We start from the raw sequence: 24734 nt of genomic DNA, 5'->3' as shown, positions 1-24734 counted from the left end.
GACTGACCTCAGACCTTCAGCGACGAGATAGTGGTGGACAAGAATCCGGTGACGATGCCGGAGGCCGCCGGGATCATGAGCAATTTCGAACCCGAGGGGATGTTCTGCTCGCTGAGCTGATCATGCAGAACAACGAAATGGGAAGTAGTGGAAGTATTTCCGTATTTCTCGATGACCCGCAGATCCGGTGGCATCGGGCTGCCGAACTCACGTTCGGCGATGGCGTTCATCCATGGAATAGCGGCAGCGCCGAACTGATGGTGAATCACATAGTCGAAGTTTTCGTCGGCGAAGGTTCTGCCCTGCGCTTCGAGGAAGTTGCGCTGGCTGTTGGTGCCGAGCAGGAAGCGGTCTTCATTGTGCATCTTGCGGTTGTCGGTATACAGCGCGATGCCCTGTGTCTTGTCGCTCGGCATTCCCAGGCACAAGTGCGCGTACTCTGCGGCCGTCACCAGCTCCACATAGTGGATCATGTCGCTTTCGTCGACGGCTTCATCCAGCACGACAGCGCACGCCGAATCACCGACTGACAACGAAGCGAACTGCGGGTCGTATTTCTCGGAAATCTCGTTGACAGCGGTGTCGGCGATCGGAGTAATCGCCTCGCCGCTGACCACGAGCCCGTTTCGGACGGCGCCGGAGCGAATCATCCTGTCCAGGATGTAAGTACCGGTGAGCATTCCGGCACAGGCGTTCGAAATATCGAACGCAATGGCGTTCTTCGCGCCGATAAGGCGGCTTATCGAACTGGCGAACGACGGCTCCATGTACATACGGGTGGCATCTTTGCTCCGCGTGATCGAGGTGGAGATGATCACGTCGAGATCCGCGGGTTCATACCGTGACCTGGACAGGCAGTCCTCGGCTGCTTTGACGGCCAGCGTGAAAGAATCCTCGAAGCTTTCCGGCCTGGCGTCGCGCACCCTACGTTCCTTGACGCCGGTAATTTTCTCCAGATCGAACGAAGGAGGTTCCTTCAACCGGGACAGCAACTCCTGGGTGGTAACGATATTCGAAGGCATATAGGCGCCAATGGATTCGAATCGAGAATGCGACACGCGCGCTCCTGGGAATCGTGGAGATATGCGGTTCCGGGATCATCGCTGATCTACGGTGCAGCGGACACTACCCGACAGTAACTACGAATGCCTATGTGTGTGATGCGTGGACGTCCTGAGATGGACATCACTGCGGAGATGTCTGTTTCGTGTGGTATCACCAACTGGTCACCGGCTGGCTATGGTATGCCTGGCGGCATACATGGTTCGTGTACACCGTTTTTCGCTGCGTTCGAGGTTCGAAAATCCGAGAATTCGCCAGTGTGCGCGGATCGATCGATTTCAGATTGGCAAATTAATAGCTAATATCTGAATCGGTGGGATGATATGGCGGCACGGGGATGCCTTCCGGGTCGGGTGTGAGTGATTTCACTGCGAGTCTCGCTCCAGGTGCCTCTGGGAGTCAGCTCGCGTGGGTCGACTACCCGGACTGTGCGCGCTCTGCTGTAGTGAACGGCGATCCGGAGTTTCTCCGCGGTGACGGCTCAGCGTCCCGGCACATTCCTTGGGGCCGATAGGCTGGGTGTATCGCGGGCATGCCATGGCGATGGTGTGCCCGGAAGTTGCCGACGATCGAAGGAGAGGTTATGACAACCGCTGTCGAGCACGTCGACGTACTCATTGTCGGTGCCGGGCTCTCTGGAATCGGTGCGGCTTGCCACCTGCGCCGAGCCTTCCCGCAGCGGACCTGTCTACTCCTGGAGAGCAGAGCGGCGCTGGGCGGAACGTGGGATCTGTTCCGTTACCCTGGTATTCGCTCCGACTCCGATATGTACACCATGGGCTATCGATTCAAGCCTTGGCCGGGGGAGGATGCGATCGCCTCCGGCAGCTCCATCCTCGAATACCTGCGTGAGACCGCCGTGGAACACGGGGTGAACCGGCATATCCGCTTCCGGCACCGTGTGGTGCGCGCCGAGTGGTCCGGTGCGGACAACCACTGGACCGTGCGTGCCGAGCGGACCGATACCGGCGAGACTGTCGTTTTCACCGCGGGATTCCTGTTCTCCTGCTCCGGTTACTACCGCTACGACGCGGGGTACTGCCCCGAGTTCGCGGGCACCGAGAGCTTCGCGGGGCCGATCGTGCACCCCCAGTTCTGGCCGCAGGACCTCGACTATACGGGCAAACGGGTGGTGATCATCGGCAGCGGGGCCACCGCGGTAACGCTTGCGCCGGCACTCACCGCGCAGGGTGCGTACGTGACTATGCTGCAGCGCAGTCCGAGCTACATCGTTTCGATGTCGGCCCGCGACCGGCTGGCGCTCACGGCGCGCCGAATCCTGCCCGCGCGCGCCGCCCATGCGTTCGCTCGTGCCGAGAACATCGTGTTCTCCATTGCGCTCTATCAGTTCAGCAGACGTAATCCGGAGGGTATGCGCAAGCGCATTCGCGGCTGGCAGCAGCGCTGGCTGCCCGAGGGGTACGACATCGACACGCATTTCACGCCCCGATACGATCCGTGGGATCAGCGATTGTGTGTCACGCCGGGGGGCGAATTCTTCCGAGCGATCCGGCAGGGTGCCCTCGACGTGGTCACCGACCGGATCGAGACATTCACCGAGTCCGGCCTGCGGCTGACCTCTGGCGCTACCGTGGAGGCCGATATCGTCGTCACCGCAACGGGTTTGAATCTCCTTGCGTTCGGTGGCGTCGAATTCGTAGTGGACGGTACGCCGGTGACACCGTCGGCCAGTATGTCCTACAAGGGCATGATGCTGTCCGACATGCCGAATTTCGCTTACGTTCTCGGATACACGAATGCTTCGTGGACGCTGAAAGCAGACCTGGTGTCGCAGTACGTGGTCCGGCTGCTGAAATACATGGATAGGCGTGGATACGCGCGGTGTATGCCCACCCGTGATCCCTCGGTCGGCGCCGAATCGCTCTTCCCCGGCTTCACTCCCGGTTATGTACGGCGTGCCGCGAATCTGTTCCCGGCCCAGGGTGATCGCGCGCCGTGGCGGCTGCGCATGAATTATCTGCGCGATCTGGTCACACTGCGATTCAGCCGGATCGCCGACCGGCCCATGCTTTTCCAGCGGGCGCGGTGGCCCGAGGAAATAGGCGCAGAAGAACAGGTCTCGATGCCGGGGTAGGACATGTGCCGATATGACCGAAATCGTGATCACCATACGCGAAGCGTCCAGCGGATCGACGTGATCGAGTGGCGACAGCCGCCCGGTGGAATCGGTATCACGTCGATCCGCGTTAGGGTTCGGCGGGCAGGATCGAAGGCAATGTCAATACGTGTTCCAGATCAGCTCGGGTGCCGAGGATGGTGATCAGTACCCGGATCATCGTCAGTCGGGCGGCGGCGACTGTTTCGGTATCCGATTCGATGCCTGGTCCATTGTCGGTGGAGATCCGGTAGACCACGTATTCGCACAGGTGTAGGGCGGCGTCCAAGTCGACTGGGCTCGGCAACGTGCGGCCCAGGTCGGTGAAGGCTTCGCGTACCAGGCCGCGGATATTGTCGAGGGCGCGCTCCCGATATGCCGACACCGGCGAACCTGGATCGTGCAGCTCGGAGAACAGTGGCCGCAGCATGGGGCCGTGCCCGTATGCCCAGTCCAGATAGGCATCGATCAAGCGGATGCCCAACTCCACCGGCTCGGCGGTGCCCGCCAGCGCGGTGCGGATGCCGCTGACCAATTGGCTATTTGAGCTGTCGAGGACCGCATGCAGCGGTTCGGTCGCGTTGGCGAAGTAGCGATAGAACGTCGGCCGGGCCAGGCCTGCCTGTTTGGTGATCCGGGTGACGCTCAGGCCGCGGGAACCGGTGCGGGCGAATACCTCCGCAGTGGCCCGGACTATGTGGGCGCGGACCTCCTCGGCCTGCTCTTGGGTCTGTCGAGGTCGTCCACGCCGCGTGGTCACCACGCGCTCGGTCACCGTGCTCTCGACCGACATGCGCTCAGCCACCGTGCCCTCGACCGACATGCTCCCGGCAGACGTGCTCTCGGCAGGCATCGTGTCGCCGCGCCGCACGAGTCTTGCCTACCCGTATGCATGACGAACAGCTGCATGACGAACAGCTGCATGACGAACAGCTTGACACGCACAACACCTTGACATAGCCAGGGACACGGCTATTAACCTTACATTATTGTTCATTAAATGGGTGCACCTGCGGCGTCGCGCCCATGTTCTCGAGAGGGCAGACCGTGACGATTGCTTCCCAACCGGCCACATCCGATACGTTGCTCTCGTCGCTGGTGCGGCCCCTGCTCGCCTACACAGTCGCGGGTGGTGCTCCCTCGGTCGAGGTGTTCGCCCCTGTGACCGGAGCGAAGATCGCCGATTTGCCGCAGTCGTCCACCCATGACATCGAGACCGCGTTCGAGACCGCGCGGCGCGCGCAGCGCGAATGGGCGCGACGGTCGGTGCGGGAGCGGATCGCGGTGTTGCGCCGATTCCACGACATCGTCCTGGCAGAGCAGGACACCATCCTCGACATCGTGCAGACCGAGACCGGCAAGTCTCGTGTGCATGCCTTCGACGAGGTCAGTGATGTGGCCACCAACGCCAGGTACTACGCCTCGGTGGTCGGCCGGTTGCTGACCACGCGCCGACCACGGGGCGCGCTTCCCGGGTTGACCCGGGTCGACGTGCGACATCGGCCCAAGGGGGTAGTCGCGATCATCTCACCGTGGAACTACCCGTTGGCTTTGGCTATTTCGGACGCGCTGCCCGCCCTCGTCGCGGGTAATGCCGTGATCGCGCGCCCGGATAATCAGACCGCGTTCACCGCGCTGTGGGCTATCGACGCCGCTGTACGCGCCGGACTGCCGAGGGGGCTTTGGCAGGCGGTACTCGGCCGCGGTTCGGTGATCGGCAGCGAGGTGATCGCTCGCGCTGATTATGTCGACTACACCGGTTCCAGCGCGACCGGAAGGATCGTCGCTCAGCAGGCGGGCGAGCGGCTGATCGGATGCTCACTCGAACTCGGTGGCAAGAACCCACTGCTGGTGCTCGCGGATGCGGACGTCGCGCGGGCGGCCGAGATCGCCATTCGCGCCTGCTTCGCCTCGGCTGGACAGCTGTGCGAGTCGATGGAACGGATCTACATCCACGACAGCGTTTACGATCGCTTCGTCGCCGAATTCATCGGACGCGTCGAGAACATAAAACTCGGTGGTGGGTTGGACTTCGCCAACGATATGGGGTCGCTGACGTCTCGGCGTCAGCTCGATACGGTCGTCGCGCATGTCGACGACGCGGTGGCCAAAGGCGCCACCGTGTTGGCGGGTGGCCGCGCGCGGCCGGACCTCGGGCCGTACTTCTACGAGCCGACCGTGCTGACCGGAGTCCGCCCAGATATGACGGTGCATCGAGAGGAGACTTTCGGTCCCGTGGTCTCGATCTATCGTGTGCGCAGCGACGAAGAAGCGATCGAGCAGGCCAACGACACCGCGTACGGTCTGAATGCCAGCGTGTGGACCAAGGACACGCGTAATGGTCGTGCGGTTGCCGCGCGGATCAACGCGGGCACCGTGAATGTCAATGAGGGATTCCTCGCCGCGTGGGGAAGCGTCGATGCGCCGTCCGGGGGGCTCGGCATTTCCGGCACCGGACGCAGGCATGGCCCCGAAGGCCTGCTGAAGTACATCGACACTCAGACCATCGCGGTGCAGCGGGTGCGGCCGATCATGCCGCTGCCCGGCATGTCCGAAGCGACGTGGGCGAAAACCATGACGTTCTTCCTCGGACTCATGAGCAGACTACGGCAGAAGTAGCTCGCACGATTGTCAACTCGCACAATGTATGGATCGGAAGTAAGACAGATGGAATTGCACACGGTGGCGGGCAAGAGGGTCCTGATCACTGGAGCGGCTATGGGCCTGGGAAAGACGTTCGCTCGACGTGCTGTGCGCGAAGGAGCCGCGGCGGTGGTGCTGTGGGACATCAACGAGGCCGCGCTGAAGGATACCGCCGCCGAATTGACCGGGCTCGGCAGCGCTGTTCATCACCATGTGGTCGATGTATCGGCGGCATCGGCGATCGCCGAAGCCGCGGCGATCGTCCGGGAGCAGCTCGGCGGCATCGATATCTTGGTCAACAACGCGGGCATCGTGCGTGGTAACAGCTACTTTTGGGAAACCGAGAACCGTGCCGACATCGACAAGACCATAGCGATCAACTCGCTCGCACCGATGTACGTCACGCTCGAGTTCCTGCCCGCTATGGTCGCGGGCTCCACCGAGGCGCGGGTACTCACCATCGCCTCCTCGGCCGCTTTGGTGTCCAACCCACGTATGAGTGTCTACGCCGCGTCCAAGTGGGCTGCGTTGGGCTGGTCGGATTCGGTGCGCATCGAATTGCTGCAGGCAGGCCACGACCACGTGAAGATCACTACTGTCTGCCCGACCTACATCAATACCGGAATGTTCGAAGGCGCCAAGGGGTTTCTGCTCACCCCGATTCTGGAACAACAGGATGTGGTCGACACCGCGTGGCGTGCGATGAAGAACGGTACCCCTTTGGTCGTGTTGCCCTTGTCCTCCCGGCTGAACAGAGCGCTGGCCGGCTTGATGCCGATCAAACTGCGCGACCGCATCCTCGAAGCGACCGGCGTCTACCGTTCGATGGAGGAGTTCACCGGTCGCACGCGGTAGCGCGGCACGCCGCTGCCGTTGATCTGCCGGGGGTCTGGATTATCCAGGTGCCCAGTGGGAAAGTTGGACTGTGGACACACCGATCGTCTTCGTCCACGGCACCAACGCAGGCCCATGGACGATGGCCAATTTCACCGGGTACTTTGCTGAGCACGGCTGGCGGACTCTTGCTCCGGCCTACCGGCATCACAGCGAGACGATATCCGCGGAAACCGCGGAGTTACTCGTCGAAACGAGTATCGACGACTATGTCGAGGACATCGCCACGGCGATATCGGTGCTGGACACGGAGCCGGTCATTGTCGGGCACTCACTCGGTGGCGTGGTTGCGCAAATTCTGGCCGCTCGCGGTCTGGCCCGCGCTATCGTGCTGCTCAACGGCAGTGTCAATTCGGGTGTGCTCCCTACCACCGACGGTGAGCGCGTATTGGCCAAGCGTTTGATGTCCGCCGGGCCGTTCTGGGAGGGCACACTGCTGCCGGACTTCGACACCATGTCCGAGTTCGGCCTCAATAAGCTGGAGCAAGCCGAGCAACGGCGAGTATTCGACCGGCTGGGGCCGGAGTCGGGCCGTGTCATGTTCGAGTTGTTCTTCTGGATGTTCGATGTCAACCAGACGACCAGAATTGATTACCAGAAGGTCACGTGCCCCGTACTGATGGTGTCGGGGACCGAGGATCTGGCGGTCCCGCCGTCGACCGCGCGCTTGATCGCGCATCGCCATGGCGCGCATACGACATTCCAGGAAGTAGCGGGATTCGGGCACTACTTGATGCTGGAGCCGGGCTGGCGGAAGATCGCCGACCTGTGCGCTCACTGGTTGCTCGAGGCAACCAGGTGAACGTCCTCGGCACCAGTTCGCCGGAGGTCTTGCGGTGCACAGGGGCCATGGTCGAGCAGTGCGGACGTGTCGATCAGCGTGGACGAGTGCCGATCACGACGGTCGCATTGCGGTCATCGGACTCCGCGACACAGCTCGCGAGGCCATGGTGTGTCATGTGAGCGAGCGTCAGGGGGCCCTGCCACCTGCTGGTCTCGACGAGCAGGTGGCCACCGGGGGCGAGCCAGGAAACAGCGGCGGCGATGACCCGACGAACGATGTCGAGGCCGTCATGGCCGCCGTCGAGCACCGCACGCGGTTCATGGTCGCGTGCTTCCGGCGGCATCCGCCCGATCATTGCGGAGGGGACATAGGGGGCGTTACAGAGCAGGATGTCTATGCGGCCGTACAGTTCTTCGGGCAAGGGTTCGAAGAGATCGCCCGTATAGACCGGAGCGCCGAGCGGACTGAGATTGTGGCGGGCGCATTCGACCGCCACCGGATCGATATCGGTAGCCACCAGCGTCACCGCGCGGCCCTCGGCTGTGGCGATCGCGGTCACCGCCATGCCCACCGCACCTGAACCGCAACACAGGTCGACGACTATCCGGTGCCCGGCCCCGGCCTGGATCAGCTCGATCGCTCGGTCGACCAGGAAGGTGGTGCGTTGGCGCGGTACGAAAACGCCTGGTGCCACGGCGACTCGGAATCGATGGAACTCCGCCCAGCCGAGCAGATGTTCCAGTGGGGTACCGGCCATCCGCTGGGCGACCAGCGTTTCGAGGTCGGCGCCGGTCTCTATGGCAGCGGCCGTGAGCAGCCGCGCCTCGTCTTCGGCGAACACACAGCCCGCCGCTCGCAGCCGGGCGACCACATCGGTGGGTCCGATTGTCGTCACCGAGCCATCTTGTCGTGCGCGGGCAGATCGCGCGACCCGGATTGTTCCAGTGCCCCCGATCCGCGTTGTGGCCAGGTGAGCCTGGTTGTGGCTCAGCGCGACGTGCTCAGCTGAAAGGTTCGTGTGACATCGAGATAGATACCTTGTCGAGCCGATCTGCTCGGCGGCGGCAGTTGCGAGGCCAGCTGCTCCAGCGAGGTCGTCGCGCCGACGACCCGGGTGCCTGCGACAAGAAAATCGGCGACGGCCCGGCGAATGTGATTGGGTGAGGTGACCACGATCGCACTCGTCGCCCCGGCTGCTCGAAGCATCCGTGTGCTGAACAAGGCGTTCTGCACTGTCGAACCCGCGCGGTTTTCCACATGGATGCGCGCGGTGGGCACGCCGTGGGCGATCAACCAGCGTCGCATGGCTTCGGCTTCGGTGATGCCGTTACGCGGATTGCCGCCAGTGACGACGATCGGCGAGAGCGGCGCGGCGATCGACTGTAGCCACGCGGCGGTGAGCCGGTTTTTCAGTTCTGGGCGTAGCGATCCGTCCGGGAGCAGACCATAGCCGAGGACGACGATGCCGGTCTGCGGCCCGGCCAGCGCAGGCAGTGGATTCGGTAGCGTACCGAGCCCGGCGCGGATGGCACCGAGGGCATTGTCGGTGCCCCGCGCCATGTCCGGATCCACGACGCGCAGCCGCTTCATCGCATCGAACAACGCGGGGAAGTCACCTGCATAGTCGGACCAGATGGCTTGTAGCGCGAGTGCTTCGGCATCACGGGGGTCTACGCTGATCAGGGTGCGCAAGTCGGCGCGGCCCGCAGCATCGTTGCCTCTGAGGAAGTTGTGCTGGGCGGAGTTGTAGAGAGCATTGGTATCCGGCGCGGCGTGCGCGGGCACACCGGCCAGGCCGGTGAGTGAGAATACGGCGAGTACTGTCAGGACGAGATGTTTCGCATATCTCGAGTTCTTCACTACGGTCGGCACCTTCCACTGAGAAACAGGCTGATTTTGCTGATAATTAGCTGAAAGCTAGTTGTTATTACAATACGTGCGTTTTGCTCGTCCTGTTTGATTTGCTACCTATGTGCTGATGTGGTGTTTACGTCATGTTCCTCCTCGGAATCCTTCGATGGGACGTGCGCACAGCTCGGTGGTGCGGGCCGGGATAGGCTGTGTCAACGTGGATACCGTTTTGCTGTCCGGCAAAGAACTCGCCGCGGCCATCAATGCCGATACCAAGGCCCGTGCCATCGCGCTCACCGAGGACGGAGCCGCGCCGTGCCTCGTCTTGGTCGTCGCGAACGACGACCCGGCCAGCGCCTGGTATGTGAACTCGCTGCGCAAATCGGCCGAACGGCTAGGAATCGTTTGTGACACAGTTGATCTTGGTCCTGAGGCAAGCGGCGCGGCGATTCGTGCCGAACTTGCCGCGCGCGGTGCGGATCCCGGCACGGATGCGATCATGCTGCAGACTCCCCTCCCGGCCGGTGTCACCCTCGACGAGGTGAGTTCCGCGATCACCGAGACCAAGGACGTCGACGGCGTGAGCCCACTGTCGCTCGGCTTGCTCGCCGCCGGGTTGGTCGGTTTCGTCCCTGCGACCGCCGCAGCCGTGGTCGAGTTGCTCGACTATCACAAAATCCCGCTTGTCGGAAGGCACGTCGCGGTCGTCGGGCGGTCGAACATCGTCGGGAAACCACTTGCCCAGCTGCTGCTGGCGAAAGACGCCACCGTGACGGTCTGTCATTCCCGCACCGCCGACCTGGCCGCCATCACCAGCACCGCCGATGTCGTCGTCGCCGCGGCAGGCCGTATCGGCTTGATCTCCGGTGAACATGTCCGCGCGGGTGCGGTCGTCATCGACGTCGGTACCAATGAGGCCGAGGACGGCACGATCGTCGGTGACGTCGACACGGCCTCGGTACGCGGTAAAGCCGCTGAGCTCAGTCCGGTTCCCGGCGGTATCGGCCCGGTCACGACGGCTCTTTTGATGCGCCATGTCGTCACCGCGGCCGAAACCGCCAGGAGTAGTTGAGCCGAGCACGCTGAGCGACAGTGACACCCATCGCTGCCACGGATGCGGCAGTCGGCACGCGCCACCTCGGTCTCGCTCAGATCTGCAGTCGCGAGCGTACTTGGGCGTCGACATCGACGGTATGCCTGAGTGCTGCGGAGATGGCCACGCGAACCCCGGCGATCGAGGTGGCCAGCGACATGCTCGGTGCTCCGAGATTACGCTCGAGGGCGGCCACCTCCGGCAAATGCGGCAGATGGATCCACCCGGCGCGGATCGGGAGTTCATGGGTGGCGACGTAGCGCAGCACGCCGTACATCAGGTGATTGCACATCAACGTGCCCGGCGCGTCGGAGATATCGGCGGGGATGCCGGCTTCGCGCATCGCCAGGACCATCGCACGCAGGGGGAGGGTCGACCAGTAAGCCACGGGACCACGGGGATCGGTGAGGTCGTCCTCCAGCACCTGCCCGGTGTTGTCTGCTACCTGGTAGCGGGCGGAGTCGTTGAGGTTCTGGGCGATACGCTCGACGGTGATCATCGCTCGGCCACCGTACTCGCCCAGCATGACGACGAGGTCAGGGGCAGTCCGGTCGATAGTGCCGGTAACGACATCGATGCAGTCGAACCATCTGCTCGGTGCGACGACTCCGATGATCGCGGCACCGTCGATCTTCGTACCGTCGAGCGCTTCGGCGACTCCTCGGGCAGGATTCACTGGCGTTGTGCCGTAATGCTCGAAACCGGACACCAGCACTGTGGTCATCTGTCCCGCCTCTCTTTCTTCAGCTCATCCGAGCGGTAGCTCGGACACATCGACCATGCCGTCTGTCCGGGTGGGTCCGCACGGCATCGACCGGTGCTCTCACGGTAGCTCTTCGCGCGAATTAAGTACGTAAAGCCTGATCGCGGCGGCGATGATTACGTGACCGCGGTCAGTCGGCCATAGCCCCGAGCGAAGACCGTCGGCCTGTTGTGGATGTGGACCAGCGCTCACCAGTGCGTGACAATGGGGTCTCCGATGCCGATCGTGTGGTAGACCCATTCGGCGTTCTCCGGGGCGAGGTTGACGCACCCGTGGCTGACATTCGAGGAGCCTTGTTGTGCTACCGACCATGGAGCCGAGTGGATGAAGACGCCACCCCATGTGAGGCGCTCAGCGAACTCGCCGTCGATGAGATAGCCCTCCGGAGAGTCCAGGGGAATGCCGATGGTGCGGGAGTCGAACACAATCGAACGAAACTTCTCCAGTACAGGCCAGTGCCCGTTGGTGTTTCCCAGCCAGGTTTGCCCATCGACGCGGGCATGGTGCGCACTAACTGTGCCGTCGATACTGATGGTAAATGTGTGCGCCGACATGTCCGCATCGCCGAAAACACCCGCATTGGTGTGAAATTTCGTGTGGTCCGCACCGGCCTGAACGTTTATGTCGGCATTGGTGGGTAGGAGTCCGGCCGGTGTCCACACTGCTTCGCGATCGGTGCGCCATGTGAGAGTGCCTGCGAGCGCCTGTGTCGTTCTGATATCGATGAATCGCGCCATGTGCGTGCGATCTGTGACAGGTGCGGCGAAATGAATGGTTATCGGATGCGCGATCCCCATAACCTGTCCGTTCGAGGGTTCGATGGCCGCCACAGCAGGCGCCGGTGGCGCGAGCGACGTCGTTGCCGCGGCTCCCTGTCCGGAAACGGACAGCGCGACGATCGTGGTTGTCGCTATCAGGGTTGTGCGGAACAGATACCGGATCGCGCTCCCCATTGCTTCCACCCTTTCGAAATGGTGGTAGACAAGGAAGAATTCTGATCTCACCTGGGCAACTCGACTACGGGTATCATCGGCACCGATGAATCAGGTTCGTGGTCCCGGCTGTAGCGCTACTTTCGTACCGCGTGCACGACATCGGCGTGCAAGGCGTCCGCATGAGCGATGAGCTCATCGATACGCACCAGGACCCGGGCGAACCCATTGCCCTCGGTTGCGGGCAGCGACGCTACGTTGATCTCGATATTCAATTGTGAGCTGGCCGCGGCCGCGCGGCAGGCATCAGCGGCGGCGCCGATGTCGGTGACCACGTTCGGGTTCCCTATCGGGAACAGTTCGGTGGCCAGCGAGAGCACCTCGTCAGCTTCGTCGACAACCGCGGCGGGCACGCGGGCGGCGTCGAGCAATGCGGTGGTGATCGCTGTAGTGCGGGCGGCGAGTTCCTCCTCGGTCTCTTTGGGCATCTTGTAGGCAGCGCCGACGGCTGTGAATGCGGCGGCGTCGGCGTCGGCGAGAGCCAAGGCGCGCGCGCGGGCGGCGTCAGCGGCGGCGATGATGCGGTCCACCGCCGGGCGGTTGTCGGCGTCCTTGGCGCGGGTGGTGTAACGCGCCACCATGGCCACCAGAGCGGCAGCCTGTGCCGCGTGCAGGGCAGCTACCGCGCCGCCACCGGGGGCGGGAATCTTGGCGGCCAGATCGTTCAGGTACTGCGCGAGGTGTGCCCTGCCGAAGGATGGCGCAGTTTCCGTGGACGACATGCTGGACTGCGACACGAGAATGTTGCCTTTCGGTTCTACGGCGAGTGCGGACTTTACGGGTAAACGCTACCTTGTGTAGCAGCTGGTCCGATCGCGACCACAACCTGCCGGGTGTTCTCGTGTGGCCGGTGCGCAACTACCGGATAGCCGCCGTTATGTTGATTGCTATGCGGATCGGATTGAGCATCAACTACTCGGGCGGTTTCAAGGAGGCGGCGGCTGAAGTCGCCGACCTCGAACGAGCGGGCCTGGACATTGTGTTCGTACCCGAGGCCTACTCGTTCGATGCGGTGAGCGCACTCGGTTACCTGGCAGCCAAGACCACACGTTTGCAGCTTGCCTCCGGCATCCTGCAGATCTACACGCGCACCCCCAGCCTGACTGCGATGACCGCGGCAGGCCTGGATTTCGTTTCCGAAGGTCGGTACGTGCTCGGCCTCGGTGCATCGGGCCCGCAGGTGATCGAAGGTTTCCACGGCGTGCCCTATGACGCGCCGATCGGACGAACCAGAGAGCTCGTGGAGATCTGTCGGAAAGTATGGCGCCGTGAGCGCCTGGAATACCAAGGCAAGCATTACCAGATCCCATTGCCGGCGGGGCAGGGCACCGGCTTGGGTAAACCACTGAAGCTGATCAACCACCCGGTCCGCGAACGCGTACCAGTGCTGTTGGCCGCGCTCGGCCCGAAGAACGTGGAGCTGGCGGCCGAGATCGCGGAGGGGTGGCAGCCGATTTTCTTCCTGCCGGAGCAGGCACGGCAGGTCTGGGGCGACTCACTCGCCGCGGGCTTCACCAAGCGCGACCCTGCTCTCGGTGAGCTGGAAGTGTACGCGGGACCTGCCCTGGCTATCGGGGAGAACGTCGAGCCACTGCTGGAGTTCGTGAAGCCGCACTTGGCGCTCTACATCGGCGGTATGGGCGCCAAGGGCAAGAACTTCTATCACACTTTGGCTACCAAGTACGGCTATGGCGGCGAGGCCGACCGTATCCAGGAACTGTACCTCGCCGGAGAGAAAGAAGCCGCGGCCAAGGCAGTCCCGGACGAGCTGGCCCGCGACATCTCTCTGATCGGCCCGGCAAGCTATGTCAAAGAGCGGGTCGCGGCCTTCAAGGAAGCCGGCGCCACAACCTTGAATGTCGTTCCGATGGCGGGCACCGCCGCTGAGCGAGTCAAATTGATCGAGCAGTTGCGCGCACTGGTGTGAAGCTGTCGCTGCCGCGTCATGCGGCAGCGACAGCCACCCCCGCACGTCAATGCTGTCGGAATGCCGCGAGCGCGGCATCCAGGGTGGAATGTAGCGCGAACACCTGATCCAGGCTGGTCATCTTCAACTGGCGGCTGGTCGCCGGGCCCTCGGCGACGATGGCGATCGCTGTCGTAGCGCCTGCCCGCTGATGGACGGCGACGAGCGCCGCCATGCCCGCTGAGGCGAGGAAGCTGACCGCGCTGAGGTCGATGATCAAGGCCTTGGGTTTGCCGCTGAGAACAGTGTCGATCGCATTCTCCAGCGCCGGGGCCGTCGCCAGATCGATCTCGCCTGCTACGGTCACTACCGTTGTGTCGTCGTGCGTCACGACGGTAGTGGTCATCGTGTCCGCGAGAGGGTACGCGTCTCCGGAAGAGTTGGTCACTTCACCACAACACACAAATAGCAGCGAATCCGCAACCTCAGAGTGTTCATAGCCGCATACACTGTCGAGCCGGCGAAGCTACATCCCCTGCGGCTGTTTCCCAGAGCTGCCGTCGGATCGGGTGAACCACGTCGCTCGTCGTGTCCGTTTCGCTGGTCATCGGGTGCGGGGACTTTCGGCTCTACTCAGCGGTATGCCGCTACGGGAATATTCGCCGGGGTCCTCTTGATGATCACCAGAGCGGAAAGCGGGTCGGTGCGGGGTGAGGTATTCCGAATCATGGTCGGCATCATGGTCGGCGCAGATCCGGCAAGCAGTGACTGTGCGGGCTACCGGATCGGTCGGCTCGACCGAGATCGCCGCCACCATGAGGTCGATCGAAGGGGTGATGCGATGCCATCGGATCGGTGACCCGACCCGGATCCGACTCACCGGTTCGCCGGATGTAGAAGGGCTGGTGCTGGCCCAGGTGAATATCGGATACCGAGACATGCCGATGCGAGTCCAAGTCGCGAGTCCGTACCGATTCATCGCGTCGCTCGTCGCCGATCGGCTCGACCGGATGGTCACTCGGCTCGGTGCCGAACCAGGCACCAGGCAGTGGCCCGATCCCACACGACCGGCCCTGGCCTGGGTTACCGCTACGCGACCGATTGTTCGCCGCAAGGAATGCGAGCTTCTGGCCGGTACTGCGGTCGCGGCGACACAGGTGATGGATGCGATGGACTACGACGCGCACCTGTTCACCGACGACGAGACCGGCGAGGACGCTGTTGTCTACTGGGGTGGTCCGCTCGGGGTGCGGTTGACGCGACAGCACCTGAAGCAGCCGCCGCGGTGTGCGGCTGCGGTGCCGCTGGCGATGAACCCGCATCCCACGCACTGTCTGACTGAAAGCGAGGCCGCGACCCGGCTGTGCCGATATGGTCTGCCGTTCCTGTTCTTCACCGACCCAAGCAATAAGCGTGGGCGATTGCTGCTACGACGCTATGACGGGAATCTCACTCTCGTGGCTCCTGCCCCTGCCGGGGAGAGCGCTCTCGGCCATCCACAGGTGGTTTCATGATCGATCCCGACCTCGTCACTGATATCCGATTCGTCGAAAATGAAAGGTAGGTGACACCGTTGGCGCGTGATCTGACCCAGCGTGAACTTCTGATCGAACTCGAGCCGGCCGCCGAGACCAGCGTGAACCGACATCTTGCCTTGGCCAAGGACTGGCATCCGCACGACTACATCCCATGGGAGCGCGGGCGCAACTTCGCCATGCTCGGCGGGGTCGATTGGAATCCGGAACAATCTCAGCTGTCCGAGGTCGCGAAGGCAGCGATGATCACCAATCTGCTCACCGAAGACAATCTTCCCTCCTACCACCGGGAGATCTCGGAGAATTTCTCTCGCGATGGTGCCTGGGGGACCTGGGTCGGTCGCTGGACGGCAGAGGAAATGAAACACAGTACCGTGATTCGCGACTATCTGGTCGTCAGCCGCGGTGTCGACCCGGTCGCGCTTGAGCGAGCCCGCATGGTCCATATGACCAATGGCTTCGCTTCAGGTATCGGTGCGACCGAGGTGGACAGCGGGGCGGGGTTCCTGCATTCGGTCGCGTACGTCAGCTTCCAAGAATTGGCCACCCGGGTCACCCATCGCAATACCGGCAGAGTGTGTGACGATCCGGTCGCCGACCAGATGCTGCAACGCATCGCCGCCGATGAGAACCTCCACATGATCTTCTACCGGACCATGTGCGGCGCGGCACTGGATCTAGCGCCGGATCAGGCCATCGAGGCCATCGACACGATCGTGGAGAACTTCCGAATGCCTGGTGCGGGTATGCCGGAGTTCCGCCGCAATGGTGTGCTTATGGCCAAGCACGGTGTCTACGACCTACGCCAGCATCTGGAGGAAGTAGTGCTGCCGGTACTGCGGCAGTGGAACATCTTCGACCGGAACGACTTCGGTGCGCGTGGTGAACGGGTCAGGGAACGCTTGGCCGCCTTCCTCGAAGATCTCGAGCGAGTCAAGATCCCGAGATTCGAAAGGCAGCGTGACCGTGCGCTGGCACGCGAGCAGCTCGAGGCCTGACGAAGCCGTGCGCACTAATGGCTCCGGAGGCGTGGTTGTCTGCCGATATCCTGACGACCGTACGACGATCAGACTGTCACCCGGAGAGCTGTCGGTTAGTGCCCCGCAACGGGTTGGCCATCGGGAAGGTGATCGCGGGCAGCGTTACCGACATCCGCACTGTAGTGCCCGGTCCGAAGTGGTCGATGTCCAACTCCTCGGTCAGTGCGCGCATCATTTCGATACCGCGGCCACGATAGCCGGGGTCGGCGGGGCGCGGCTTCCAGGCACCGGTATCGGTAACCGCGATCACTACGGTGTCGTCGTCGCACGAGGCCGACAACTGGACCCGGCCTGCGTCGCCGCCGCGGTAGGCATGCTCGATGCTGTTGCTGCACGCTTCGTTGGCCGCGGCGACCAGATCGGCCGCCAAGTCGTGCGGGACTGCCGCCGCGGCCAGCCATCCCCGCAAGGTGCGTCGCAGTAGCGTGAGTCCGTCGGCACGCGCGGGTTCGTCCATGTGTAGCGGCGGGGGCGGCTGGCGGTAGACCACCATGGCTATGTCGTCGTCGTATCCGGCCACGGGCCGAAGCCGGGAGAGTACCGCGTCGGCTACTTCGCGCGGTAGTCGTCCCGAGGTGCCGGCGAGCACCGCGGCGATCTTGGTGAACCCTTCGTCGATGTCGACGCCGCGTTGTTCGACCAAGCCGTCGGTGAACAGCACCAAGGTCGAGCCGGGGGGCAGTGCTGTGGTGGCTTCGGGACGGCGCAGCTGCTCGAAGGTCGCCAGCGGGACCGAACGGCCGCCTTCGAGCAGCCGGCCGGTTGAGCCGACATCGGCGAGAATCGGCGGCATGTGCCCCGCGCTGCTGTAGCGGACCAGCCCACGCACCGGATCGAGGATGGCGGCGCACACTGTGGTGCACATCGCGCCGGGGATACGCGCGGCGACGGTGTCGAGTTCGGCGAGCAACTGCGCGGGCCCGGCACCGCGAAGCAGCAATGCGCGGGCGGCGGTCCGCAATTGGCCCATCACTACTGCCGCGGACAGGCCTCGACCAACGCAATCACCGACGACCACACCGATAGTGCCATCGCGCAGCGGCGCCACATCGTACCAGTCACCACCGATCTCCAGCGGTGGCAGTGCGGGCTCGTAATGCACGGAGAAGCGCGGCGGCAGCTCGATCGGGCCGAGCATGGCGCGCTGCAGGGTCAGCGAGGTGGCCCGTGCTTGGTCGAAGTTGCGTGCCCGCTGGACCGCGAGGCTCAGATGTCCGATCAGCAGAGAGAACAACGTCCAATCCACAGCGTTGATCGCACGGGGCGCGGCGAAGTGCAACCACATCGCGGCGTCGCCGGTCTCACCGAGGGGTGCGACGATTCCAGTGGAGCTGCTTGCCCCTTCCGGGATGGCCAGCAGGCTGCGCGGCGGCCTGCGCCTGCCGCGCTCCAGCAGCGCATGTGACCAGTCGTCCAGGGTAGTGTCGTCTGGTGTGACACAGCCTGTGCCGGAGATATGCACCTCGGGTACGGCATTGCGGCTGGGCCACACCGCTACTACGGCGGTTTCCGCGCCTACCGTACGCCGTAGCTCATCGAGACCGACCGCGAGGACCTCGACCACACTGGTCGCCGCGGCGACTGCGGTGGCGAGCCGGGAGGCGGCCTGATCGCGTGCTTGCGCATCGTGTTCGGCAGTGATGTCACGGACGGTACCGACGAAGATCCGTTCGTTCCCCTCAGGTGTGATCAGTGCGCTGGTGCTCACCGCGAGCCATACGTCGCGCCCATCACGATGCCGGATCGGAATGACGAAACGCTGTGCCTCGGTACCGAGGTCAGGGTAGTACGGCCCCTCCGGGCTCGACCACGGATGCGGAAGTGGATAGGGGATGCCGTCGGCACCGTAGCCGGTCAGTGCGCCGAAAGCAGTATTGACCTCGATGATGGTGCCTTGAGCGTCGGCCACGAAGAAGCCGTCCTGCAGTGATTCGACGAGGGCGGTGCGAAACGCGTCCCGTCCGGCGAGATCATCGGCGCGCGAACGTTGTTGCTCGTAGCGGCGGGTGCCGTCGAGGTAACCGCGGGTGGCGATATCCAGCGGGACCAGAGTCTGCAACAGGAATTCCAGCGCGGCTTCGCGCAGGCGGCTGTCGGATTCGCCCGCTGCGGAGATCATGCCGTGCCGCTGTTGTTGTGCGTCCTGTACCACTTGGAAGTGGTTTTCGGTGAGGTCGAGCAGGCTGATGCCCTCCACCAGTGCGCGCCTGCCCAGTTCGTAGCCTTCCGCGAGGCCGACCTGAGTGGGCGAATCCAGTTGCCGCCGTAATGCATCCGCGTAGTCGGCCAGGAAATCGGCCAGCAGCGCGTTCATGCTATGCGGCCTTGCGCATGAGTGGGGCTCTGTGTGGTTACGCTGCGCTGCCGCCTCCGAGCCTGACCACTCATGCGCTTGCCCCTGTGTTGCCGCGGTGTCGGGCGGCCAGTACGAGTGCGTCATCGGTGCTCTTGGCGTATCGGGTCAGGATCTCGGCAGTGATCTCGGCAGTGGATTTGGCGAGATCTATTCCGGCGGCGGATTCGGCGACGATGCCGTCGGTGGTCATCAGCAGCAGGTCGCCAGGGCGAACCGGAATGGATTGTGATTGCAGATTCGGCGGCAAGCGATAGCCGACGATGCCCGCGGTGAGCAGCATGGTAGCGTGCGCGATCGGACCGGCAGGCCCCGCAGTGACCACCTGGGATTCGATATTGCCGACACCAAGCCAGCGCACCGTGTCGCCCGTGCCGAACCTGGCGAGCGAGATCGCCGCTCCACGGGTGTCGGACAGTGCCCTGTGACACAGAACCATCAGCACGTCCAGCGGTTCGGCGAGGTTCTCCGTAAGAACCCGAGCGGCGCGTTCGGCAGCGGCGGCAGCGGCGGCACCGTGTCCGAGCCCGTCCAGCACGGCGAAAAGGACTGTGCCGTCTCCGGCGTCGAGGACGACGCCACGGTCACCCGAAACCTGTTGGCCGGGCAGGGCGCGACCTGCCAGCGCCCACTCGACCCGGCCGATGAATCCGTCCTCATGCACCATCGGGCACCCACTTCCACATTTCCACCCGAGTGCCGCGTCCCGGCGTCGATTCGATAGTGAGTCGGTCCATCAGCCGTCGGGCTCCGGGGAGGCCGAGTCCGAGACCACGTCCGGTGGAGTAGCCGTCCTCCAGCGCGCGGGCGATGTCATGGATGCCCGGCCCCTGGTCCTCGGCCTGTACGATCAGTGCTTGCCGCCCCTCTCGGTCTGCGACCAGCAAACGGATTTCGCCGCTGCCCGCGTAACTGGTGATGTTGCGGGCTATCTCGGAGATCGCTGTGGAGATCATCGTTCGGTCGGTCAGGGTGAATCCGAGCTTGGCTGCCAGTTCACGTCCGGCCTGACGTGCGATCACGATGTCACCCGACACTCTGACCGCGATCACCACATTCTCAGCGGCCACTGTCACGACCATCTCGCTGATGACGGGCTAGGGCCTTTCTGTTCAACCAGGCGAGCCCCTCTTCCAGATCGAGCGCGGTATGCATGTCCTCGAAAGTGAGGCCGAGCTGCACCATGGCGAACGCGACTTCTGGTTGCAGGCCGACGATCACCGTTTCGGCGCCGCGCAGCTGCGTCATATGCGCGATGGTGCGCAAGGATCTCGCGGCGAACGAATCCATCACATCGATCGCGGTGACATCTACAATGATGCCGTGCGCGCGATACCTGCTGACCTGTTTCATCAGGTCTTCCTGTAGCCGCTCGGTATCGGCGTCGGTCAGCGCGGACTGCACCGACGCGATGAGGTACGTCCCCTGTTTGAGAATCGGAACCGGCATGTGCCCGCCTGATCAGCGGCCGTCGCGTTCGGTGGCCCGTTCAGTGACGCGCGAGACCTCGTAGCCCAGCAGGCGCTCGGCTTCCTCGATGCCGCCCTGCAGGTCGCCCACCGCGTTCATCTTCGACAGATCCAGACCGATGGTGACCAGAGTCAGCGCGATCTCCGAGGACAGACCGGTGATGATCACGTTGGCGCCCATCAGACCGGATGCGTCGACGGTCTGTACCAGGTGATTGGCGACCGTGGAGTCGATCGCGGGTACACCGGTGATATCGATGACGACCACCTTCGCGCGGTTGGCTCGGATGGCCCGCAGTAGCTGTTCGGTGAGCTGGCGTGCGCGCTGGCTGTCCAGCACGCCGATGATGGGCAGGATCAACAGCTGCTCTCGCACTTGCAGTACCGGCGTGGACAGCTCGCGTATGGCTTCCTGCTGCTGGCGGATGACGCGCTCGCGCTCCTGGACGAAGGAGACGCCTACCGTATTGGCGATGCGATTGGCAGCCGGTTCGTAGGCGTCGAGCACGGCATTGAGCAGTTCGAAGTCGGCCTGATACTTCTCGAACAGCGAGCGGGCCAACACGTCACGCAACAGCAGAACTATCCCCAGTACTTCATCGGTCTCGACCCCGCGGGGAATAATGCGTTCGGACAGGTCTCGCGCGTATGCCTGTAGGGCCTCGACGCTACCGGTTTCGAGCACCTCCACGTAATTGTCGTAGACGGAGGTCGCTTCGGAGAAGATCTCTTCCGGGGTCATCGCGGTCAGCAATCGGGCGTCTGTGATGCGTCTGGCCCATTCCTCACGCAGGGCGGTGCGGTTCTGGCGCAGGTGTTCGACCAGTTGCGGGAGCAGGTTGTCGACCGGTCCCGCGGTCAGGGAATCCGCCGAAAGGCTCATGGACACCTCGGACATGGAAACTCCTGCCCCTTTCGACTGTTGAGTCGGGATTTTCGTGCATTCGGCGGCTCGCCGATTCCGAGCCTAGTCATACCCCATCCGAGCCGCAGACCAAACCTGCCGGTTGGCTGCCGGTCGTGGCCTCACCGTACGATGGCGAACCCGCGTGCCAGCGCGGCGAGCGCCTCGTCCAGATATACCGTGAGGTCTGTGTCGGCGCGCGTCAGCCAGGCGTCGAATGCGGCTCGGGCCGCCGCGAGTGTGGTCCGTCCGACAGCGAGGGGCAGGAGTCCGTCCTCTGGTTCGCCGAGCCGCTGTGCGGCGAACGCGCTCACTGTACGTTCCCACGCGTCGTAATGCGCGCCCGCGGTAGCGGCCAGCGCGGGCACCGTGGCCACCAGGTGCATCCTGGTGCGCAGTTCGGGTACGTCCTCGGCGCGATACCGATTGGCGTTGACCACGACTCGGCGTACAGCGGTCATCATCGGGATATCGTCGGCAACGGTAGCGAAGGACGTACGCAGCGCTGCGATCTCGTCGTCGAACTGGTACCAGAGCACTTCCGCCTTGGTGGGGAAGTAGCGGAAGAAGGTGCGCCCGCTGATGCCCGCGGCTGCGGCGATCTGCTCGACGGTCGTCTCATCGAAACCTTGTTCAGTGAACAACCGCATGGCGATCAGTTCGAGTTCGCGCTTGGTGGTGCCGCGCGGGCGGCCGCGCATGGTCCGGCTCTTTCGCGTCGTCTGATTTTGCTCGGCCATCACGACCCTTGATTATGTCAGTGACTGACGATAATCTCGCGACATGTTGGCGGATCTCACCTGGCCCGAAGCGGGCGAGCGTGCCGCCGCGGACGCGATCCTCGCCGTCGCGATCGGGGCGACCGAGCAGCACGGTCCGCATCTGCCGCTGTCCACCGACACCGACGTCGCAGCGGCGCTGTGCGCCAGGCTGGCCGCCGACCGTGCCGATGTGTTGGTCGCACCAGCGATTTCGTACGGTGCCAGTGGTGAGCACGCCGGCTTTCCCGGCACTTTGTCGATCGGGCAGGCTGCGCTGGAACTGCTGGTGGTCGAGCTTTGCCGGTCGGCGACCGATACCTTCGAGCGGATTCTGCTCGTGAACTGGCACGGCGGCAATATCGAACCGTTGCGTCGGGCGCGGGATCTGCTGCGTGCCGAATCCCGCGACGTGCGCCTCCACCTACCGCGTTTCGATGGCGACCCACACGCAGGGCGGTCGGAGACCGGGTTACAGCTGGCGTTGGCGCCGGATCGGGTGCGCGGCGACCGGGCGGAAGCCGGGAACACTCGCTCGCTGGCCGAACTGCTGCCGCGGCTGCGTGCCGGGGGAGTGCGCGCGGTGAGCGCCAATGGAGTGCTCGGCGACCCGGCGGGCGCGACCGCCGCAGAAGGCGCCACCCTGCTCGATCAGCTGAGCGCTGATCTACTCGACCGAACCCGGCTCTGGTGGCCGGAGAGTTCTCTGGAAAGGACCGGAACATGAATCCGTGGTTCGAGACCGTTGCCGAAGCGCAACGGCGGGCGAAGAAGCGGTTGCCGAGATCGGTATACGGTGCGTTGATCGCAGGCTCTGAGCGTGGTCAGACTATCGAGGACAATCAGCAGGCGTTCACGGAACTGGGTTTCGCACCACATGTCGCGGGCCCGATCGGCGAGCGGGATCAATCGACGACTGTGCTGGGGCAGAAGATTTCCATGCCGGTGTTGATCTCGCCGACCGGAGTGCAGGCGGTGCATCCGGACGGTGAGGTCGCCGTTGCCAGGGCCGCGGCCGCGCGTGGTATCGCGATGGGCCTGAGTTCGTTCGCCAGCAAGCCGATCGAAGAGGTGATCGCGGCTAATCCGGCTACGTTCTTCCAGTTGTATTGGTCTGGTGGTAAGGACGAGATTCTGCGGCGGATGCGGCGTGCCAAGGAAGCGGGCGCGGTCGGTTTGATCCTGACCCTGGACTGGTCGTTCTCGCACGGACGGGACTGGGGCAGCCCGGCTATCCCGGAGAAGCTCGATCTGCGGACCATGCTGAAGTTCGCACCACAGACGCTGGCGCGGCCGCGCTGGCTGGCCACTTACGTGCGCTCGGGTCGTTTTCCGGATCTGACCGCGCCGAATATGGCGGTCGGCGCTGGTCCAGCTCCGGGTTTCTTCGCCGCCTACGGTGAGTGGATGGGTACGCCCGCCCCGGACTGGGCGGATGTGCACTGGATCTGCCAGCAGTGGGACGGCCCGGTGCTGCTGAAAGGGATTATCCGGGTCGACGACGCGTTGCGCGCGGTCGACGCGGGGGTGACGGCGATATCGGTGTCCAACCACGGCGGGAACAACCTCGACGGCACTCCGGCCGCGATCCGCGCGCTACCGGTGCTCGCCGATGCGGTGGGCACTCAGGTCGAGGTGCTGCTCGACGGTGGCATCCGGCGCGGCAGTGATGTGGTCAAGGCAGTGGCGTTGGGTGCGAAAGCAGTGCTGATCGGACGGGCTTACCTGTGGGGCCTGGCCGCGAACGGGCAGGCCGGGGTGGAGAATGTGCTCGACATTCTGCGCGGCGGTATCGACTCGGCTCTGCTGGGTTTGCGCAGAACGCGCATCACCGAGGTGGACCGGTCGGATGTGGTGATGCGGGCTGGGTTCGAACGGGCGCTCGGCGTATCAGAATCGGTTGCGGTGGCCCAGCGCACGGCCAGGACGATGTCCACGCCTACTTGAGCGCTCGATTTTCGGCCGCGTATCCCGGTGGTGCGCGAGCAGTGTGTCGTAGATATCGGCCAGCGCGGCCAATTGCTTGCGATCGAGGATATCGATCATATGCTTGCGCACGCTCTGCACATACGCGGGTACAGCGCTGGCCAGTACCTCGGCGCCGCGTGGGGTGAGCCGTGCCGCGGTGCGGCGAGCATCGCCGGGGATCGGCTCCCGCGTGACCAGCCCACGCCGTTGCATCCGAGTGACCTGGTGGGAGAGTCTGCTCTGGGACCATTCGAGTTCGGTCGCCAATGCGGCGAAGCCGAGTTGATGGTCCGGAGCCTCCGCCAGATGGGCCAGGACCGAGTATTCGATATGGGTGAGGTTGGAGTCCCTGACGGAATCCCGCCCGACCGCCGCGGCGATGAGGTCACGGGTACGCACGAAACCCAACCAGGTGTGCCGCTCGAGGTCGTCGAGCCGAGCGGGATCGGTCACGGGGATGCTCCACATTCTGCCGCACGCATATCGTTCCGCATGATGTGCGACGAGCGCTACACGTGGCCGGGCGAGCGGCCACCCACATATTGTTTTTAGAGAGACAGGTACCATCATTCAGTTGAAATTGCAATCTTTTCGATCGCATCC

25 protein-coding genes are annotated in these 24734 nt (G+C 63.8%); 10 read left to right on the top strand and 15 right to left on the bottom strand.

Features of this window, described 5'->3' with window-relative positions:
• Window positions 1–8: 8 nt before the first annotated feature.
• Window positions 9–1058 carry a 3-oxoacyl-ACP synthase III family protein gene (locus tag ACX4ZE_RS05195; RefSeq protein ID WP_480272142.1) on the bottom strand — a complete coding sequence of 350 codons (1050 nt, stop codon included), beginning with the start codon at window positions 1056–1058 and terminating at the stop codon, window positions 9–11.
• Window positions 1059–1645: 587 nt separating this feature from the next.
• Between ACX4ZE_RS05195 and ACX4ZE_RS05190 the strand changes: the two genes are divergently transcribed.
• Entirely contained in the window at window positions 1646–3157 is a 1512-nt protein-coding gene (locus ACX4ZE_RS05190) for a flavin-containing monooxygenase (protein WP_480272141.1), read from the top strand.
• Between the two features lie 112 nt (window positions 3158–3269).
• Here ACX4ZE_RS05190 and ACX4ZE_RS05185 read toward each other — a convergent pair whose 3' ends face one another.
• Window positions 3270–4049, bottom strand: coding sequence for a TetR/AcrR family transcriptional regulator (locus tag ACX4ZE_RS05185; RefSeq protein ID WP_480272140.1), 780 nt, complete (start codon window positions 4047–4049; stop codon window positions 3270–3272).
• Window positions 4050–4225: 176 nt separating this feature from the next.
• Here ACX4ZE_RS05185 and ACX4ZE_RS05180 point away from each other — a divergent pair, with 176 nt between their 5' ends.
• From ACX4ZE_RS05180 to ACX4ZE_RS05170, 3 genes are all read left to right on the top strand, one after another.
• Window positions 4226–5797, top strand: coding sequence for a succinic semialdehyde dehydrogenase (locus ACX4ZE_RS05180; RefSeq protein WP_480272139.1), 1572 nt, complete (start codon window positions 4226–4228; stop codon window positions 5795–5797).
• A 48-nt stretch (window positions 5798–5845) separates the two neighbouring features.
• Window positions 5846–6676 (top strand): SDR family NAD(P)-dependent oxidoreductase, encoded by an 831-nt coding sequence (locus tag ACX4ZE_RS05175; protein WP_480272138.1) that lies wholly within the window; start codon window positions 5846–5848, stop codon window positions 6674–6676.
• A 70-nt stretch (window positions 6677–6746) separates the two neighbouring features.
• Entirely contained in the window at window positions 6747–7517 is a 771-nt protein-coding gene (locus tag ACX4ZE_RS05170; RefSeq protein ID WP_480272137.1) for an alpha/beta hydrolase, read from the top strand.
• Window positions 7518–7590: 73 nt separating this feature from the next.
• Here the strand turns inward: ACX4ZE_RS05170 and ACX4ZE_RS05165 are convergent, their stop codons facing one another.
• Together ACX4ZE_RS05165 and ACX4ZE_RS05160 are read right to left on the bottom strand one after the other, a co-directional pair.
• A complete protein-coding gene (locus tag ACX4ZE_RS05165) occupies window positions 7591–8394 on the bottom strand; it encodes a putative protein N(5)-glutamine methyltransferase (protein ID WP_480272136.1) in 804 nt (267 codons plus the stop codon).
• A 92-nt stretch (window positions 8395–8486) separates the two neighbouring features.
• Window positions 8487–9359 (bottom strand): ElyC/SanA/YdcF family protein, encoded by an 873-nt coding sequence (locus ACX4ZE_RS05160; protein ID WP_480272135.1) that lies wholly within the window; start codon window positions 9357–9359, stop codon window positions 8487–8489.
• A 208-nt stretch (window positions 9360–9567) separates the two neighbouring features.
• Here ACX4ZE_RS05160 and ACX4ZE_RS05155 point away from each other — a divergent pair, with 208 nt between their 5' ends.
• The gene (locus tag ACX4ZE_RS05155; RefSeq protein ID WP_480272134.1) at window positions 9568–10422 is read left to right on the top strand and encodes a bifunctional 5,10-methylenetetrahydrofolate dehydrogenase/5,10-methenyltetrahydrofolate cyclohydrolase; all 855 of its coding nucleotides are present in this window, start codon (window positions 9568–9570) and stop codon (window positions 10420–10422) included.
• Window positions 10423–10498: 76 nt separating this feature from the next.
• On the opposite strand, the gene pcp is transcribed toward ACX4ZE_RS05155, so the two are convergent.
• The 3 genes from pcp to ACX4ZE_RS05140 form a co-directional block, all read right to left on the bottom strand.
• Entirely contained in the window at window positions 10499–11167 is a 669-nt protein-coding gene (pcp, locus tag ACX4ZE_RS05150) for a pyroglutamyl-peptidase I (RefSeq protein ID WP_480272133.1), read from the bottom strand.
• A gap of 227 nt (window positions 11168–11394) precedes the next feature.
• Window positions 11395–12159, bottom strand: a complete 765-nt coding sequence (locus ACX4ZE_RS05145) for a L,D-transpeptidase (RefSeq protein WP_480272132.1) — start codon at window positions 12157–12159, stop codon at window positions 11395–11397.
• Between the two features lie 116 nt (window positions 12160–12275).
• Window positions 12276–12920, bottom strand: a complete 645-nt coding sequence (locus ACX4ZE_RS05140) for a cyclodeaminase/cyclohydrolase family protein (RefSeq protein ID WP_480272131.1) — start codon at window positions 12918–12920, stop codon at window positions 12276–12278.
• 167 nt (window positions 12921–13087) lie between these two features.
• Here ACX4ZE_RS05140 and ACX4ZE_RS05135 point away from each other — a divergent pair, with 167 nt between their 5' ends.
• Window positions 13088–14125: an LLM class F420-dependent oxidoreductase gene (locus ACX4ZE_RS05135; RefSeq protein ID WP_480272130.1), complete on the top strand. Its 1038-nt coding sequence runs from the start codon at window positions 13088–13090 to the stop codon at window positions 14123–14125.
• Between the two features lie 46 nt (window positions 14126–14171).
• Here the strand turns inward: ACX4ZE_RS05135 and ACX4ZE_RS05130 are convergent, their stop codons facing one another.
• The gene (locus ACX4ZE_RS05130; protein WP_480272129.1) at window positions 14172–14510 is read right to left on the bottom strand and encodes an STAS domain-containing protein; all 339 of its coding nucleotides are present in this window, start codon (window positions 14508–14510) and stop codon (window positions 14172–14174) included.
• A 304-nt stretch (window positions 14511–14814) separates the two neighbouring features.
• Between ACX4ZE_RS05130 and ACX4ZE_RS05125 the strand changes: the two genes are divergently transcribed.
• Together ACX4ZE_RS05125 and ACX4ZE_RS05120 are read left to right on the top strand one after the other, a co-directional pair.
• On the top strand, window positions 14815–15618 hold the full coding sequence (locus tag ACX4ZE_RS05125; protein WP_480272128.1) for a sigma 54 modulation/S30EA ribosomal C-terminal domain-containing protein: 804 nt from the start codon (window positions 14815–14817) through the stop codon (window positions 15616–15618).
• A gap of 59 nt (window positions 15619–15677) precedes the next feature.
• On the top strand, window positions 15678–16637 hold the full coding sequence (locus tag ACX4ZE_RS05120) for an acyl-ACP desaturase (protein ID WP_480272127.1): 960 nt from the start codon (window positions 15678–15680) through the stop codon (window positions 16635–16637).
• 76 nt (window positions 16638–16713) lie between these two features.
• On the opposite strand, the gene ACX4ZE_RS05115 is transcribed toward ACX4ZE_RS05120, so the two are convergent.
• The 6 genes from ACX4ZE_RS05115 to mftR all read right to left on the bottom strand — a co-directional run bounded on the left by ACX4ZE_RS05115 (window position 16714) and on the right by mftR (window position 22145).
• Window positions 16714–18993: a SpoIIE family protein phosphatase gene (locus ACX4ZE_RS05115; protein ID WP_480272126.1), complete on the bottom strand. Its 2280-nt coding sequence runs from the start codon at window positions 18991–18993 to the stop codon at window positions 16714–16716.
• A gap of 70 nt (window positions 18994–19063) precedes the next feature.
• Window positions 19064–19699 (bottom strand): SpoIIE family protein phosphatase, encoded by a 636-nt coding sequence (locus tag ACX4ZE_RS05110; RefSeq protein WP_480272125.1) that lies wholly within the window; start codon window positions 19697–19699, stop codon window positions 19064–19066.
• Entirely contained in the window at window positions 19689–20114 is a 426-nt protein-coding gene (locus ACX4ZE_RS05105; RefSeq protein WP_480272124.1) for an ATP-binding protein, read from the bottom strand. The genes ACX4ZE_RS05110 and ACX4ZE_RS05105 overlap by 11 nt, the downstream gene beginning before the upstream one ends.
• A complete protein-coding gene (locus tag ACX4ZE_RS05100) occupies window positions 20092–20481 on the bottom strand; it encodes an STAS domain-containing protein (protein ID WP_480272123.1) in 390 nt (129 codons plus the stop codon). Before ACX4ZE_RS05100 ends, ACX4ZE_RS05105 begins: the two co-directional genes overlap by 23 nt.
• A 12-nt stretch (window positions 20482–20493) precedes the next feature.
• Window positions 20494–21399, bottom strand: a complete 906-nt coding sequence (locus tag ACX4ZE_RS05095; protein ID WP_480272122.1) for an STAS domain-containing protein — start codon at window positions 21397–21399, stop codon at window positions 20494–20496.
• 128 nt (window positions 21400–21527) lie between these two features.
• Window positions 21528–22145, bottom strand: coding sequence for a mycofactocin system transcriptional regulator (gene mftR, locus ACX4ZE_RS05090; protein ID WP_480272248.1), 618 nt, complete (start codon window positions 22143–22145; stop codon window positions 21528–21530).
• A gap of 43 nt (window positions 22146–22188) precedes the next feature.
• Between mftR and mftE the strand changes: the two genes are divergently transcribed.
• Both mftE and mftD read left to right on the top strand, forming a co-directional pair.
• A complete protein-coding gene (mftE, locus tag ACX4ZE_RS05085) occupies window positions 22189–22890 on the top strand; it encodes a mycofactocin biosynthesis peptidyl-dipeptidase MftE (RefSeq protein ID WP_480272121.1) in 702 nt (233 codons plus the stop codon).
• On the top strand, window positions 22887–24110 hold the full coding sequence (gene mftD / locus ACX4ZE_RS05080) for a pre-mycofactocin synthase MftD (protein ID WP_480272120.1): 1224 nt from the start codon (window positions 22887–22889) through the stop codon (window positions 24108–24110). Before mftE ends, mftD begins: the two co-directional genes overlap by 4 nt.
• Here mftD and ACX4ZE_RS05075 read toward each other — a convergent pair.
• The gene (locus ACX4ZE_RS05075; protein ID WP_480272119.1) at window positions 24054–24584 is read right to left on the bottom strand and encodes a MarR family winged helix-turn-helix transcriptional regulator; all 531 of its coding nucleotides are present in this window, start codon (window positions 24582–24584) and stop codon (window positions 24054–24056) included. The genes mftD and ACX4ZE_RS05075 overlap by 57 nt on opposite strands.
• Window positions 24585–24734: the final 150 nt, after the last annotated feature.

The organism is Nocardia sp. TBRC8007, from assembly GCF_056629435.1.
The sequence above is the reverse complement of the archived record's forward strand: the minus strand, read 5'-3'. Positions and strand labels throughout refer to the sequence as shown.

What these genes read in the sequence shown, in the direction of transcription:
- ACX4ZE_RS05190 (WP_480272141.1), top strand. Translation starts at nt 1,646, where the DNA reads ATGACAACCGCTGTCGAGCACGTCGACGTACTCATTGTCGGTGCCGGG.
- ACX4ZE_RS05175 (WP_480272138.1), top strand. Translation starts at nt 5,846, where the DNA reads ATGGAATTGCACACGGTGGCGGGCAAGAGGGTCCTGATCACTGGAGCG.
- pcp (WP_480272133.1), bottom strand. Translation starts at nt 11,167, where the DNA reads ATGACCACAGTGCTGGTGTCCGGTTTCGAGCATTACGGCACAACGCCA.
- ACX4ZE_RS05145 (WP_480272132.1), bottom strand. Translation starts at nt 12,159, where the DNA reads ATGGGGAGCGCGATCCGGTATCTGTTCCGCACAACCCTGATAGCGACA.
- ACX4ZE_RS05140 (WP_480272131.1), bottom strand. Translation starts at nt 12,920, where the DNA reads ATGTCGTCCACGGAAACTGCGCCATCCTTCGGCAGGGCACACCTCGCG.
- ACX4ZE_RS05135 (WP_480272130.1), top strand. Translation starts at nt 13,088, where the DNA reads ATGCGGATCGGATTGAGCATCAACTACTCGGGCGGTTTCAAGGAGGCG.
- ACX4ZE_RS05130 (WP_480272129.1), bottom strand. Translation starts at nt 14,510, where the DNA reads ATGACCACTACCGTCGTGACGCACGACGACACAACGGTAGTGACCGTA.
- ACX4ZE_RS05115 (WP_480272126.1), bottom strand. Translation starts at nt 18,993, where the DNA reads ATGAACGCGCTGCTGGCCGATTTCCTGGCCGACTACGCGGATGCATTA.
- ACX4ZE_RS05110 (WP_480272125.1), bottom strand. Translation starts at nt 19,699, where the DNA reads ATGGTGCATGAGGACGGATTCATCGGCCGGGTCGAGTGGGCGCTGGCA.
- ACX4ZE_RS05105 (WP_480272124.1), bottom strand. Translation starts at nt 20,114, where the DNA reads ATGGTCGTGACAGTGGCCGCTGAGAATGTGGTGATCGCGGTCAGAGTG.
- ACX4ZE_RS05100 (WP_480272123.1), bottom strand. Translation starts at nt 20,481, where the DNA reads ATGCCGGTTCCGATTCTCAAACAGGGGACGTACCTCATCGCGTCGGTG.
- ACX4ZE_RS05095 (WP_480272122.1), bottom strand. Translation starts at nt 21,399, where the DNA reads ATGTCCGAGGTGTCCATGAGCCTTTCGGCGGATTCCCTGACCGCGGGA.
- mftR (WP_480272248.1), bottom strand. Translation starts at nt 22,145, where the DNA reads ATGGCCGAGCAAAATCAGACGACGCGAAAGAGCCGGACCATGCGCGGC.
- mftE (WP_480272121.1), top strand. Translation starts at nt 22,189, where the DNA reads ATGTTGGCGGATCTCACCTGGCCCGAAGCGGGCGAGCGTGCCGCCGCG.
- mftD (WP_480272120.1), top strand. Translation starts at nt 22,887, where the DNA reads ATGAATCCGTGGTTCGAGACCGTTGCCGAAGCGCAACGGCGGGCGAAG.